Origin of the sequence: Kitasatospora cineracea (assembly GCF_003751605.1) — a bacterium.
Classification (GTDB): Bacteria; Actinomycetota; Actinomycetes; order Streptomycetales; family Streptomycetaceae; genus Kitasatospora; species Kitasatospora cineracea.
The window spans coordinates 41,712-54,763 of the sequence record NZ_RJVJ01000004.1 but is presented as its reverse complement, the minus strand read 5'-3'; the positions used below and the strand labels follow the sequence as shown (position 1 = coordinate 54,763).

The 13,052-nt window shown below is 73.3% G+C and carries 15 protein-coding genes; 1 reads left to right on the top strand and 14 read right to left on the bottom strand.

Annotated features, from left to right (window positions below; translation table 11 throughout):
• Positions 1–20: 20 nt before the first annotated feature.
• The 8 genes from EDD39_RS37825 to EDD39_RS37790 form a co-directional block, all read right to left on the bottom strand.
• Positions 21–965 (bottom strand): aromatase/cyclase, encoded by a 945-nt coding sequence (locus tag EDD39_RS37825; RefSeq protein ID WP_030916226.1) that lies wholly within the window; start codon positions 963–965, stop codon positions 21–23.
• Between the two features lie 39 nt (positions 966–1,004).
• Complete coding sequence (gene fabG, locus EDD39_RS37820) at positions 1,005–1,787, bottom strand: 3-oxoacyl-ACP reductase FabG (protein WP_123564155.1); 783 nt, start codon at positions 1,785–1,787, stop codon at positions 1,005–1,007.
• A gap of 12 nt (positions 1,788–1,799) precedes the next feature.
• Entirely contained in the window at positions 1,800–2,066 is a 267-nt protein-coding gene (locus EDD39_RS37815) for an acyl carrier protein (RefSeq protein WP_030460036.1), read from the bottom strand.
• Positions 2,067–2,112: 46 nt separating this feature from the next.
• Positions 2,113–3,327, bottom strand: coding sequence for a ketosynthase chain-length factor (locus EDD39_RS37810; protein WP_030460037.1), 1,215 nt, complete (start codon positions 3,325–3,327; stop codon positions 2,113–2,115).
• Positions 3,324–4,595 (bottom strand): beta-ketoacyl-[acyl-carrier-protein] synthase family protein, encoded by a 1,272-nt coding sequence (locus EDD39_RS37805; RefSeq protein WP_030460038.1) that lies wholly within the window; start codon positions 4,593–4,595, stop codon positions 3,324–3,326. Before EDD39_RS37805 ends, EDD39_RS37810 begins: the two co-directional genes overlap by 4 nt.
• On the bottom strand, positions 4,592–4,921 hold the full coding sequence (locus tag EDD39_RS37800) for a TcmI family type II polyketide cyclase (RefSeq protein ID WP_030460039.1): 330 nt from the start codon (positions 4,919–4,921) through the stop codon (positions 4,592–4,594). The genes EDD39_RS37805 and EDD39_RS37800 overlap by 4 nt, the downstream gene beginning before the upstream one ends.
• A 248-nt stretch (positions 4,922–5,169) precedes the next feature.
• Positions 5,170–5,868 carry an antibiotic biosynthesis monooxygenase family protein gene (locus tag EDD39_RS37795; RefSeq protein WP_123564154.1) on the bottom strand — a complete coding sequence of 233 codons (699 nt, stop codon included), beginning with the start codon at positions 5,866–5,868 and terminating at the stop codon, positions 5,170–5,172.
• A gap of 56 nt (positions 5,869–5,924) precedes the next feature.
• Positions 5,925–7,397: an FAD-dependent monooxygenase gene (locus EDD39_RS37790; RefSeq protein ID WP_123564153.1), complete on the bottom strand. Its 1,473-nt coding sequence runs from the start codon at positions 7,395–7,397 to the stop codon at positions 5,925–5,927.
• Positions 7,398–7,564: 167 nt separating this feature from the next.
• On the opposite strand from EDD39_RS37790, the gene EDD39_RS37785 reads away from it, so the two are divergent.
• Entirely contained in the window at positions 7,565–8,017 is a 453-nt protein-coding gene (locus EDD39_RS37785; RefSeq protein ID WP_123564152.1) for a nuclear transport factor 2 family protein, read from the top strand.
• A gap of 83 nt (positions 8,018–8,100) precedes the next feature.
• On the opposite strand, the gene EDD39_RS37780 is transcribed toward EDD39_RS37785, so the two are convergent.
• The 6 genes from EDD39_RS37780 to EDD39_RS37760 form a co-directional block, all read right to left on the bottom strand.
• Complete coding sequence (locus EDD39_RS37780; RefSeq protein ID WP_425269816.1) at positions 8,101–8,523, bottom strand: pyridoxamine 5'-phosphate oxidase family protein; 423 nt, start codon at positions 8,521–8,523, stop codon at positions 8,101–8,103.
• A 4-nt stretch (positions 8,524–8,527) separates the two neighbouring features.
• On the bottom strand, positions 8,528–10,048 hold the full coding sequence (locus EDD39_RS37775) for an MFS transporter (protein WP_244257527.1): 1,521 nt from the start codon (positions 10,046–10,048) through the stop codon (positions 8,528–8,530).
• 140 nt (positions 10,049–10,188) lie between these two features.
• On the bottom strand, positions 10,189–10,389 hold the full coding sequence (locus tag EDD39_RS37770; RefSeq protein WP_123564151.1) for a hypothetical protein: 201 nt from the start codon (positions 10,387–10,389) through the stop codon (positions 10,189–10,191).
• Positions 10,390–10,392: 3 nt separating this feature from the next.
• Complete coding sequence (locus EDD39_RS40095) at positions 10,393–10,536, bottom strand: hypothetical protein (RefSeq protein WP_157852322.1); 144 nt, start codon at positions 10,534–10,536, stop codon at positions 10,393–10,395.
• Between the two features lie 37 nt (positions 10,537–10,573).
• Positions 10,574–12,028, bottom strand: coding sequence for a condensation domain-containing protein (locus tag EDD39_RS37765; RefSeq protein WP_123564150.1), 1,455 nt, complete (start codon positions 12,026–12,028; stop codon positions 10,574–10,576).
• A 187-nt stretch (positions 12,029–12,215) separates the two neighbouring features.
• The gene (locus EDD39_RS37760; protein WP_123564149.1) at positions 12,216–13,028 is read right to left on the bottom strand and encodes a 4'-phosphopantetheinyl transferase family protein; all 813 of its coding nucleotides are present in this window, start codon (positions 13,026–13,028) and stop codon (positions 12,216–12,218) included.
• Positions 13,029–13,052 lie beyond the last annotated feature (24 nt).

The window sequence follows — 13,052 nt, the reverse complement described above, 5'->3', positions numbered from 1 at the left end:
GACCGGTCCGCTGCCACGGCTCAGGCGGCCTTCTGCTCGGCGTAGGCCTTCGCGTGGGCCAGGGTCGCGCTGCTGTTGGTGGACAGCGCGGTGTGCACGTACGCGCGGGCGTCGGCCACGGTGGCCTGCTCGCCGAGGATCCGGGCGATGTTGGCGGTGTTGATGGTCACCGTGTGCTGCGAGGAGGCGGCGGTGCCCTCCGCGTTCTCCACGAAGGTCCACTCGCCGGTGTGCAGGGTCATCAGCGCGGGCAGGGTGACCTGCTTGTACGCGATCTTCCAGGACGGGAAGACCACCCGGTAGGACTTGGTGGTGTGCACCGAGCCGTCCTTGGCCCGGGTGTCCATCTCCAGCTCCTGCAGGCCGGGGGTGTCCTCGGCCAGGCGGACCACGGCGACGTGCGGGAGGCGGTCGGCCCACTTGCCGGCCTCGTTGACGAAGTCGAAGAGGTCCTTGGCCCGGCCGGCGACCTGCACGGTGTCGACGAACGAGAAGGTCAGCTCCTCGCGGTCGGCGGCGTGCACCAGTTCGACGTTCTCCTTGAGCGCCTGCAGCTCGGAGGTGCTGTTCTTGTCGACGGCCCGCTCGATCCACAGCAGGTCGTGCGGGTCGTCGCCGATCGCCCGGTAGTCGTGCAGCAGCCGCACCCGGGTGGTGTCGGCGTCCAGCGGCTCCAGGATCCAGGTGCCGCCCATCGCGGCGACCGGCGGGGCCGGGATCTCCTGGCGGAAGGTGATCCGCAGCGCCTCGGGGTCCAGGGTGCGGCGCGAGGTCCAGTCCTTGGGCTGGCCGTTGGCGGTCGCCCAGATCCGGATGCGCTCCTCGTTGCCCTCGGCCTCCACCCGGTCGACGTGGATGGTGGGCGGGAAGATCCGCGGCCAGTTGGTCACGTCCGCGAGCAGCTGGTAGACGGCCGCGGCCGGCGCGCCGATCGTGATCTCGTGCTCGACCTCACGCGTCGTCATGGGGGGACTCTCCTCTCGTGTTTCGGTCCGGTGGGCGGATCAGAAGTTGCCGAGGCCGCCGCAGACGTTGAGCGCCTGCGCGGTGATCGAGGCGGCCGGGTCGGAGGCCAGGTAGGCGACCAGGCCGGCGACCTCCTCCGGGGTGGAGTAGCGGCCGAGCGGGATCTTGGAGGTGAACTTCTCCTTGATCGCCTCCTCGGAGGTGCTGTAGGCGCTCGCGTAGCCCTGGCGCACCCGCTGGGCCATCGGGGTCTCGACGTAGCCGGGGCAGACCGCGTTGACGGTGATGCCGGTCGGGGCGAGCTCGTTGCCCAGGGCCTTGGTGAAGCCGACCACGCCGTGCTTGGAGGCCGAGTACGGGGCGCCCAGCACGACGCCCTGCTTGCCCGCGGTGGAGGCGATGCTGATGATCCGGCCGCGGTCCTTGTGGCGCATGCCGCCGGTGTTGAGCACCGCGTGGGTGACCCGGAAGACGCTGTTGAGGTTGGTCTCGATGACGTCGTTCCAGAGGTCCTCCTCGATGTCGGCGGTGACGCCGCCACCGGACCGGCCGGCGTTGTTGACCAGCACGTCCACCGGTCCGAACCGGTCGACGGCGGCCTGCACGAAGGCCGTGACGGAGGCGGTGTCGCGCACGTCGAGGACGGAGCCGTCCGCGTCCAGGCCCTCGGCCTGGAGCTCCTTGACGGTCTCGGCGACGTTGTCGGCGTTGCGGGCGCCGATGAAGACGCGGTGGCCGGAGGCCGCCAGCGCGCGGGCCGAGGCGAGGCCGATGCCGCTGGTGGCGCCGGTGATGACGGCGACCTTGGTGTTCTCGCTCATGTCCGGACCCCTTCAGGCAGCGGCGGGCGCGAGCTGCGCGTTGACGACCTCGATGAAGGCGCGCGGGGTGCGCGCGTCGCCGATGGCCTCCTCGTCGAGCGAGATGCCGTACTCGCGCTCGATCACGCTGCCGGTCTCCAGCAGCGCCAGCGACTCGTAGCCGAGGACGTCGAACTCGGTGTCGAGGATGTCGCCGTCCAGGTCGACGCCCTCGGCCACGCCGGCGGCTTCCAGGAGGATGGTCTTGAGCTCGTCGAGGGTGAACGCCTTGGCGGTCATGGTGGTCCTGCCTTTCGGAACGGAGGAGGGGTGGGGCGGGGTGCGGCTACCGGGCGGCGCGCACGACCATCGCGGAGTTGAAGCCGCCGGCGCCGCGGGCCACGACCAGCGCGGTGCGCACCGGCGTCTCGCGCGGCCGGCCGACGACCAGGTCGAGCGGGTAGTCCGGGCACGGCTCGACCGAGGTGGTGGGCGGGATGACGCCGTCGCGGATCGCCAGCAGGGCGGCCGCCAGGTCCAGCGGGGCCCCGCCGGAGTACAGCCGGCCGGTCATCGTCTTGGGCACCGTCACCGGCACCGCGCGGTCGCCGAAGACGGCGCTGATCGCCTCGGCCTCGGCCCGGTCGGCGGTCCGCTCGCCGGCGCCGTCGGCGAAGACCACGTCGACGTCGCCGGGCTCGGCGCCCGCGTCGGCGAGGGCGATCCGGATCGCCTTGCGCAGGCCCGGCTCGCGGCCGCTGCCCGGCTTCGGGTCCATGGTGGAGCCGTAGCCGGCGATCTCGCCGTAGATCCGGGCGCCGCGGGCGCGGGCCGCGTCGGCGTCCTCGGCGATCAGGATCGCGCCGCCCTCGCCGGGCACGTAGCCGGACGCGTCGCGGTCGAAGGGCAGGTAGGCGCGGGCCGGCTCGTCGCTGGTGCTCATCCGGCCGGTGGACAGCTGCGCGACCCAGCCCCAGGGGCAGATCGAGGCGTCCACGGCGCCGGTGACGACCAGCGAGGTGCCCTTGCGGATCTGCCGGCGGGCGTGGGCGACGGCGTCCAGGCCGCCGGCGCCCTCGCTGACGACCACGCCGGCCGGGCCCTTCATGCCGTTGCGGATCGAGATCTGGCCGCTGTTGACGGCGTAGAACCAGGCGAAGGACTGGTACGCCGAGACGTACTGGCTGCCGCGGCTCCACAGGCTCTGCAGCTCGCCCTGGCCGAACTCGAAGCCGCCCGCGGCGGAGGCCGTGATGACGCCCATGTCGAACTCGGACATCTCGCCCGGGGTGACCCCGGCGTCGGCCAGCGCCCAGTCGGTCGCCACCAGCGCGAGCCGGGTGACCCGGTCGGTCTGCGGCAGCAGGCGGCTGGGCAGGTACTCCTCCTCGCGGAAGCCGGGCACCTCGCCGGCCAGCCGGGCCGGGTAGCCGCTCGGGTCGAACCGGGTGATCCGGCCGATGGCGTTCTTCCCGCCGAGCGTCGCGGCCCAGTAGTCCTCGACGCCCAGGCCGGTCGGAGCGGCGACGCCCAGTCCGGTGATGACCACCGACGCGGTCATACGAGGCTCCTCTCGGGGTTGGCGAGCACCATGGCGCTCTGGAATCCGCCGAAGCCGCTGCCGACCGTCAGGACGGCGTCGACCACCTGGTCGCGCGCGGTGACCGGGACGTAGTCGAGGTCGCACTCCGGGTCCGGGGTGTGCAGGTTGGCCGTGGGGGGCACCACGTCGTACTCCATGGCCAGCGCGGACGCGGCGATCTCGATCGAGCCGATCGCGCCCAGCGAGTGGCCCACCATCGACTTGATGGAGCTGACCGGCGTGCGGTACGCGTGGTCGCCCAGGCTGCGCTTGAAGGCGGCCGTCTCGTGCCGGTCGTTCTGCTTGGTGCCCGAGCCGTGCGCGTTGATGTAGTCGATGGCGTCGCCGTTGAGCCGGGCCTCCTCGAGGGCCAGCCGGATCGCCTCGGACATCTCCAGGCCGTCGGGGCGCAGGCCCGTCATGTGGTAGGCGTTGCTGCGGGTCGCGTAGCCGGCGATCTCCGCGTAGATGTGCGCGCCGCGCTTCTTCGCGCTCTCCAGCTCCTCCAGCACGAAGAACGCGGTGCCCTCGCCGAGGACGAAGCCGTTGCGGGTCGCGTCGAACGGCCGGGAGGCGTGCTCCGGGTCGTCGAAGCGGGGCGTGGTGGCCTTGATCGCGTCGAAGCAGGCCATGGTGATCGGCGAGATCGGGGCGTCCGAGGAGCCCGCGATCACGACGTCGGCCGAGCCCTCGCGGACCAGCTCGACGGCGTAGCCGACCGAGTCGATGCCCGAGGTGCAGCCGGTGGAGACCACCGTGCTGGGGCCCTCGGCGCCGACCGCCCAGGCCACCTCGGTGGCGAAGGAGCTGGGCACCATGTGGTTGTACAGGTGCGGCACCGCGTAGGTGTGGTCGACGGTGTCGAGGCGGCCGCCGTCGCTGACGACCCGGTACTCCTCGTCCAGGCTCATGGTGGCGCCGACCGCGCTGCCGACGGTGACCCCGATCCGGTGCGGGTCGTACCCGGCCAGGTCGATGCCGCTGTCCGCGACGGCGCCGCGCGAGGCGACGACCGCGAACTGCGCGGCCCGGTCCAGCCGGCGGACCTGCTGCGGGGCCAGGCCGTGCGCGTACGGGTCGAAGTCGACCTCGGCGGCCACCCGGGAGCGGAAGGGCGCGGGGTCGAAGAAGGTGATGCCGCGGGTGGCCGTGCGGCCCTCGCTCAGCAGGTTCCAGAAGTTCTCCTTGCCGACACCGCCGGGCGCGATGACCTCGATCCCGGTGATGACGACGCGACGCCGACTCACGCGGACGCCTCCCAGTTGTAGAAGCGGGTCGCCATGGCATCGGCCGGCGAGCGCCAGGTCTGCGGGTCGTAGGCCTCGATGAAGGGCTTCAGGTCGTTGCTGATGCCGACGAAGCGGGGGTCGGTCTTGGCGCGCTCGATGAGCTCGCCGCCGTTGTCGCCGTCGAAGTCCTGCAGGTGGAAGTAGAGACCCCGGTAGGAGAACAGCTGGCGACGCCGTGTTCCCATGCGGTGAGGCATCTCCGTCGCGTCGAACTCGGCGAACAGCCGGGCCACGTCCGGGCCGGAGACATCTGCCATCCGGGCGACGATCAGGGTGCTGTGCATGCGGTTCAGCTCCTCGGCGGTTACGTGGGGTGCGCGGTGCGGGCCGGGCCGCATGGCGTCCGCGGGATCACCGGTCTTGACGTTCCCGCCTCGCGGTAGTGCCCCGGCCGGGGAATTCTCGGGTCCCGCCGGAGTCCTGCCCGGGGGCCGCCGCACCGCCTTCCCGGTCCCCGGGCACGCCGGACGCCCGGCCCCCTGGAGGGGGACCGGGCGTCCGGACGGGGGCGCGCCGTCGCCGGCGCGCCGGGTCACTCGCCGGCGGCGCGGGTGTGCACCACGGTGTAGGTGTTGATGATCGGCACGCCCGCGACCACGGCGCGGGTGCGGTTCTGGGCCGACTGGCGGGCCTCGGACTGCTCCTCCGGCGCCTGGCCGCGGTAGGCGTCGTAGGCCTCCTTGCTGTCCCACTGCGAGTAGGAGACGACGAACGAGCCGTCCAGGCCGCGGGCGCGCAGGCCCCGCAGGACGACGTGGGCGCGGAAGCCCGGCACCTCGGTGAAGAACTCCTGGCCGCGGCCGAGCGCGTCGACGGCCTCCTCCAGGCCGTCCTCGCGGACCGGGAAGACCGCGATGACGGTGTAGTCGTCGCGGTGCGGGCCGATCTCGATCTTGCCGCCGAGGGCGGGGGAGGTCAGCGTGTAGGCGACCTCGTTCTGCAGCAGCCGGATCGAGGTGGTGATCTCGCTGAAGACCGGCATGGTGCGGTGGGTGAACTCCTCGCCCGCGTAGCGCTTCTCGAGGTCCTCGCCGCTGCGCCACTGGATGAAGTTCGCGGTGCCGGGGCTGTCCACGCCCGCGTGCACGGTGCTGGACATCCAGCCCTCGTAGGCCGCCGCGTTGACGATCTTCGTCATCTCCTGGATCAGGCTGTCCTGCTTCTCAGGGGCGTCGGTGGTGAAGAGGTTGAGGACGGTGAGGTGGTTGTCCTCGACGGAGATGAAAGGCATGACTTCCTTCGCTTCCTGTTCGGAAAGGGCGGGACGGGACCGGAGCGGAACAGCGCCTAGCCGGCGGGACCGAACCAGCGGTTGAGGGACTCGTTGAGACCGGCGGCGCCGGCGCCCGAGGGTGCGACCCAGGCGACGTAGCCGTCGGGGCGGACCAGGACGCCGTCCACCGGGGAGCCGAGGTCGGCGTCGTCGACCGCCACCACGTCGACGCGGTCGGCCCGGCCGGCCGCGGCGGCGCGGAGCGCGCCGTCGCCGGTGAGGTCGAGCAGCACCGCGCGGCCGGCGCGCAGCAGCGCGAAGGCGGTGGTCTTCTCGCCGTCGACCACCAGCTCCCGGTCCGGCAGGCGCCGGCCGAGCAGCGGGTGGTCGCCGGGGCCGACCTCGTGGCGGATGTCCAGGCCGGTGACCATGCCGACCAGGAGCCGGCGGACCGACTCGTGGTGGTCGACCAGTTCGGCGAACACCTCGCGCATCGGGGTGATGTCGTCACCGCCGAGGTAGAGGATGCGCTGGGCGAGGGTGTTGGTGAGGATGCGGGCCCCGACGGGGTGCCGCTCGCTGTGGTAGGTGTCGAGCAGGCCCTCGGGGGCCTGCCCCTTGAGGTCGAGGGCGAGCTTCCAGCCGAGGTTGACGGCGTCCTGCACGCCGGCGCTCATGCCCTGGGCGCCGATCGGCAGGTGGATGTGGGCGGCGTCGCCGGCCAGGAAGACCCGGCCGCGCCGGTACTCGGCGGCCTGCCGGCTGCGGTCGGTGGTGGAGCTGACCCACAGCGGGGTGGCGCCGCCGATGTCCTCGCCGGTCAGCCGCCGCCAGGCGTCGACCACCTCGGGGAAGTCGATCGGGCCGTCGCCGGTGCGCAGCGGCTCGGACCGGTCGTAGTAGATCACCCGGGCCCGGTCGGGGCCGATCGGGATGACCATGACCATGCCGCCGGGCACCCGCTCGCCGGAGAAGCGGGGCCGCAGCCTGACGCCCTCCACGTCCGCGAAGCGCAGCTCGATCGCCGGCTCGGTGCCGGGGAAGTCGATGCCGGAGAGCTTGCGCACGGCGCTGCGGGCGCCGTCGGCGCCCACCGCGTAGCGGGCGCGCAGGGTGACCGGGCCCTCGGGGCCGGTGGCGGTCAGGGTGACGCCGTCGGCGTCCTGCTCGAGGCCGGTGACCTCGGTGCCGCGGCGGACCTCGGCGCCCAGGGCGGCCGCCCGCCCGCCGAGGATGCCCTCGGTGCGGGCCTGCGGGATGCCGCGGGCCCCGTAGGAGCCGCCCTCCAGCACCTGGTAGTCGAGCGACACGCCGCCGAAGTGGCCGACCGGGATGACCCCGACCTCGCCGAAGGCGTCGATCAGGCCGCGCTGCGCGAACTCCTCGATCGTCCGGGCCGAGAAACCCAGGGCGCGGGATTCCCGGATCGGTTCGGAAAGCCTGTCGAGAACGATGACGGAGACTCCGTTGAGCCTCAGTTCCCCCGCAAGCATGAGTCCAGTGGGACCGGCTCCCACCACAATGACATCTGCATCAAAGGTGCTCATCTGTCCTCTTCCCCACTGGTGTCCGGCCAGTTTTCCAAGCCCCGGGCGGCACGGTAAATACCGGCCGGTACAGGTCTTCTACAAACAACTGCAGAAGAACGTCGGCAATGTCAGATCTTTGTCAGGAGGACTTGTCCGGACACCCGCGGACGGGCGCATTCTCAGGCATGACTTCCACTGGTCTTTCCACCGACCGGGCGGCGGTGGCGGATCTCCTGAGCCGCTACCTGCTCTCCCTGGACGACGAGAAGCTCGACGACGCCTGGGCCGCGCAGCTGTTCACCCCCGACGCCGAGGTCGCCTTCCCCCCGATGAGCCGGCACCGGGGCGCCGAGGGCATGGCGGACTTCCACGCCGCGTCGCTGTCGGCCTTCGCCGCCACCCAGCACCTGGGCTCCCCGGCCCTGGTGGTGCTCGACGGCGACCGGGCCGCGCTGCGGGCCAACCTGCTCTCCACCCACGTCCACCACCCGCGCCCGGACGGTCCGGCCGGGCTGTTCACCACCGGCACCTTCGTCGACGGCGAGGCCCGGCGCACCCCGGCGGGCTGGCGGCTGGAGCGGCTGTCCTTCCGGCTGCTGTGGACGGACGGCAGCCCGCCGCCGAAGGACCGCGGCTGAGGCCGGGCAGCACGAAGCCGCGCGGCGGCGCCGGGTGCTCCCCGGCGCCGCCGCGCGGCGTGCTGTGCGTGCTGTGCGCGAGGTCAGGTGTTGAGGGACAGCACCCGGTCGACCTCGATCTCGACGACCACCCGGTCGGGCGGGGACGGCGGCGCCGACCAGTACCGCTCGGCGTACCGCCGGGCCCCGTCCGAGACCCGGGCCGGCTCGGTCACCACGGTGGCGGTGCCCTCCAGGCTGACCCAGGCGAAGCCGTCGACCTGGCAGAGCACCACCCGGCTGCCGGGGGCGGCCAGCAGGTTCCTGGCCTTGCGGGAGGAGGCCACCGTCATCACCCGGGCGAGGCCGGCGGCCGCGTCCCAGGTGAACCGGACGGGCGCCGAGTGCAGCGTCCCGTCCGGCCGCACGGTGGTGAACACGCCCACGTGCCGGGGGTTCGCGAGGAACGCCTCGACCGAGGCCGTGACCGCCACCGGCGTGCCGGGCCGCCGCTGCGGGACCGCCACCGGGCTACTTCCCGGCCGCGGTGGCCGCCAGGTCGGCGTCCTCCGCCCCGGCGGTGTTGCCGGACTGCGCGACGGAGCTCATCGACTGCGCGCCCTTCGGCATCAGGAAGGCGACCACCAGCAGGGCGAGCACGCCCAGCGCCGCGGCCGACAGGAACGCGGTGTGGTTGGCGGAGGCGTGCGCCCGGGCGACCAGGTCGGCCTTGCCGCCGGCGTCGGCGAGCTTTGTGGCGAAGCCGCTGTAGGCGATGGTGGCGATGACCGCGAGGCCGAGCGCGCCGCCCGCCTCCTGGCTGGTGTTGATCAGGCCGGCGCCCAGGCCCGCCTCCTCGTCGGAGACGCCCACGAACGCGGCGACCTGCAGGGTGACGAACACGATGCCGCAGCCCAGGCCGAGCAGGATGAACGCGGGCAGCAGGCTGGTCGGGTAGCTGCCGCCGGCCGGGGCGTTCCACATCAGCAGCAGGCCCGCGACGGTGACGGTCAGGCCGACCATCACCAGCGGCTTGGCCGCCACCTTGGCGATCATGCCGGAGGCGATGCCGGCGCCGACCGCGACCGAGACCGCCAGCGGCACGTAGGCGAAGCCGGCCTTCAGCGGCGAGTACCCGTACACGTTCTGCATGAACAGGCTGGCGAAGAAGAACAGCGCGCTGAAGGTGCCGAAGGTCAGCACGGCGGAGAGGTTGGCGGTGCGCATGGTCTTCAGGCGGAAGATGCGCAGCGGCATCATCGGCGAGGAGACCTTGGACTCGATGGTCAGGAACAGCGCCAGCAGGACGGCCACGCCGACCAGCGAGCCGATGGTGCGGGCGGAGCCCCAGCCGACGTGGGTGGATTCGCCGAGGGTGAAGATCAGCAGCAGCAGCGCGCCGGTGAGGGTGGCCGCGCCCCAGGTGTCGAAGCGGCCGCGCTCCTCGGCCCGGGACTCGGGCAGCACCTTCACGGCCAGCAGGGCCGCGCCCAGGCCGATCGGCACGTTGATCCAGAAGATCCAGGACCAGCCGATGGTGTCGGAGAAGACGCCGCCGACGATCACGCCGAGGATCGAGGCGATGCCGGACAGCGAACCCCACAGGCCCAGCGCCTTGTTGCGCTCCGGGCCCTCGGGGAAGGTGTTGGTCAGGATGGCCAGCGCGGCCGGGGTGATCATCGCGGCGCCGCCGCCCTGGAAGGCGCGGGACACGATCAGGGTGGTGCCGCTGTCGGCGAGGCCCGAGGTGAGCGACGCCAGGGCGAAGACCGTGAAGCCGATCTGCAGGACCCGGCGGCGCCCGTACCGGTCGGAGAGCCGGCCGCCGAGCAGCAGGAAGCCGCCCAGCACGGTCGCGTAGGCGGTGACGATGTAGTTCAGGCTGACGTCCGACATGCCGAGACCGGCCTGGATGGACGGAAGTGCGAGGTTCACGATCGACACGTCGGTGAAGACCATGAACTGACCCATGCAGACGAACGCCAGGATGGCGCCGGGGCTGAAGCCCGCCCCGGGTCCTGACCGGCCCGCGGTTGAGTCCGTGGCAGCCATTGAAGAGCTCCTCAACTGGTGGTGGATCGAATGTCGGGCCGCTGGTGGACCTGATGACAGATCGCACGGCAGGCATGACTGTCCGCAACCGGGCCCTCACACGGCAGCGTGCCCAGAGATGCTCGAGCGCCGCTGGAGGATCACTGGGAAGGGGCCCGGGTGCCGCGGACCGCGCACCACGCGGCCCGGCGCACCCGGGCGGCCCGCAGCCGGCCCGCGGCGCGCGCCGACCGGACCAGCCGGAGCAGCGGGCGCGGTTCGGCGCAGGTGCGGGAATCCGGCAGGGGGCGGCGGCCGGACGGACCCGGGAAGGTCTCGGCCTGCAAGGTCGCGTACGACACGGGCTAGTCGATCCCCCGCAGGATGGTGGCGAGTTCGTCCTCGTCCTCGTCCACCCCGGACAGCCGCCGCGGCGGGGTGATCAGCACCGGGACCATTCCGAACACGGCCATCTCGATCTCGCGGAAATCTTCCCTGACGTCACTCACGGGTGAAACTCCTTCCGGTCGTCCCGAACCGAAGGTGTCAAGATCCGCTCGTGATCCGCTCGACGTCGGCTCGCTCCCCGATCGAGTGCAGCCGGGAGCGGGCCGCGTGCTCGGCCGCCCCGCCCCGCCGCTCGGCGATCCGCGGCGGCGGGTCCCCGGCGAGCCGGGCCAGCAGATCGGCGACGGTCGTCGTCTCGTCGGCGCCGGACAGCCCGCGCAGCAGCCGCAGGCAGTGGCCGACCAGCCGGCCCGCGTCGGCCGCCGAGATCCGGGCCCGGTCGTGGACGGCGGTCAGCGCCAGCGAGCCGTCCGGGTCGCGGTGCGCCAGCAGCGCCACCGGGAAGGCGGTGTGCGCGCCGCTCGCCCGCGGCTCGGTGACCTCGACGCCGTCGGCGGCCAGCTCGGCCCGCAGCTCCTCCGGCCGGTGCGGCACGCCCTCGACCGCCACCAGGCTCTCCAGCAGCCGCCCGCCGCCCGGCGCGCGCCCGGTCCACTCGTGGATCTGCCCGACCGGCACCCACTCGTACGCGGCCATGTCCAGGGCCCGGTCGCGCAGCTCCGCCAGCAGCCGGCCCAGCCGGTGCGCCGGGTCGACCTGGACGGACATCGGCAGGCAGTTGCGCAGCGGCCCGGGCAACCGCTCCACCGACTCCAGCGCGATGCCCCGGCCCGACACGGTGACGCCGAACCCCACCTGGGCCGGCCCGCGGGCCCGCGAGGCCCGGTACAGCAGCAGCGCCCACACCGCCTGCAGCGCGCTGGACTCGGGCACCGCCCGCCGGGCCGCCCAGCGGTGCAGCCGGTCGGCCTCGGCCGCGCTCAGCCGCGCCTCGACGCGCCCGCAGCCGCTCTCCGCGGTGGCCGGGCCGGGGGTGGCGGGCAGCACGGCGGGCGCCCCGGCGGGCACCGCGCCGGTCCAGAAGTCCCGGGCGGGGGAGGGGTCCTGGCGGTCCAGCCAGCGGGCCAGGTCGCGGATGTCGGGACGGCGCTCGCCGCCGGGCAGCTCGCCGCCGGCCAGGTAGGCCCGGAAGAACTCGTCCAGCAGCACCGACACGCTCCAGGCGTCGAGCAGCGCGTGGTGGAAGGTGAGCAGCACCCGGGTGTCGGCCGGCGCCTCGTCGAGCAGGGTGATCCGCAGCGGCCCGGGGCGGCGCAGGTCGAAGCCGCGCAGCCGGTCGCGCTCGATCAGCTCCTCCCACCGCACGCTGCCGGCCCGGTGGTGCACCACCTCGGCGGCGGCCCGCTCGTGCAGCACGACCCGGGGCTCCGGGTCCCAGCCGAAGGAGGCCCGCAGCACCGTCTCCCGGTCGGTGACGGACTGCCAGGCCGCGGCGAACCGCTCGGCGTCCAGCGGGCCGCGCCAGCGCCAGGAGAGCTGCTCGACGTGCCGGCCGGTGCCCCGGTGGTCCAGCGAGTCGAGCACGACGTCGTGCTGCTGCCAGGTCAGCGGGAGCCAGGACCCGGCAGGACGGGCGGGGGTGCGCCGCACCATGTCCGCCTCCTTCGGGTCCGGGCGCCGGGGACGGGCCCGGATGCGCCGCGGGCCCGGGCAGCCGTACGCGCGAGGCGCACTGCTCCCGGGCCCACCGTGCAGGAAGGCGCTGTCGCGCCGCTGACGCGGCGCTGACACGGCTGGGGCCGCGCTGGAGGAACGCTGGGGCCCGGCTGCCGCGGCGCGGTCAGTGCCCTCCCTGGTGCATCGCGGACAGGAACCCGCGGTCGAGCATCGACCCGGCGGAGGTGTCGTCCGTGGTGGACAGCCCCGTGTCGTGGCAGGCGATGCTCAGCAGGTACCGGCCCATCACCGAGTGGGTGACGAAGCCCCACCCGGCCACCGGGGCGGTGCTGCCGTCCGGGGCCCGCAGCGAGAGGTCCGGGCCGAAGCCGAACTCCTTGAAGGCCAGCCGCAGCCCCTGCCCGATGGCCTTGCTGTAGGCCTCCTTGAGCGTCCACAGCCGCAGCGCGTGCGGCACCCGCTCCTCCTCCGGCATCCCGGCGATCTCCTCGGCCTCCGCGGGCGTCAGGATCTGCTTGCGCAGCAGGTCCAGCCGCACCGTCCGCTCGGCGGGCTCGACGTCCACCCCGATCCGGCCGATCCGGCTCAGCCCGACCGCCATCAGGTCGCCGGTGTGCGACAGGCTCAGCTCGATCTGGTCGAAGCCGCGCAGGTAGGGCCGCCCCTTGAGCTGGTAGGCCAGGTCGAGGTGCTCGGGCGGGACGCCGAGCGCCGCCCCGGCCGTGAACTTGATCAGCAGCCGGGCCGCCGCGAAGCGGTACCGGACCGCCGGGTCCGGGGTGCGCCGGTAGCGGGCCCAGTCCGCCTCCCCGAGCAGCTCGTGCAGCCGCGGGCTGGTCAGGACGGTCGGCAGCCACTCGCTCCAGGTCGTGTGGACCACCGCGTTGCCGAGGTCCGCCAGGTTCTCCCGGACGCCCTCCCACGGCCCGTCCGGCCGCGGCACGTGGAGGGGTGCCGCGCATACCACCCGGTTCATCGTCGTCTCCCTGCTCTCGTGCCG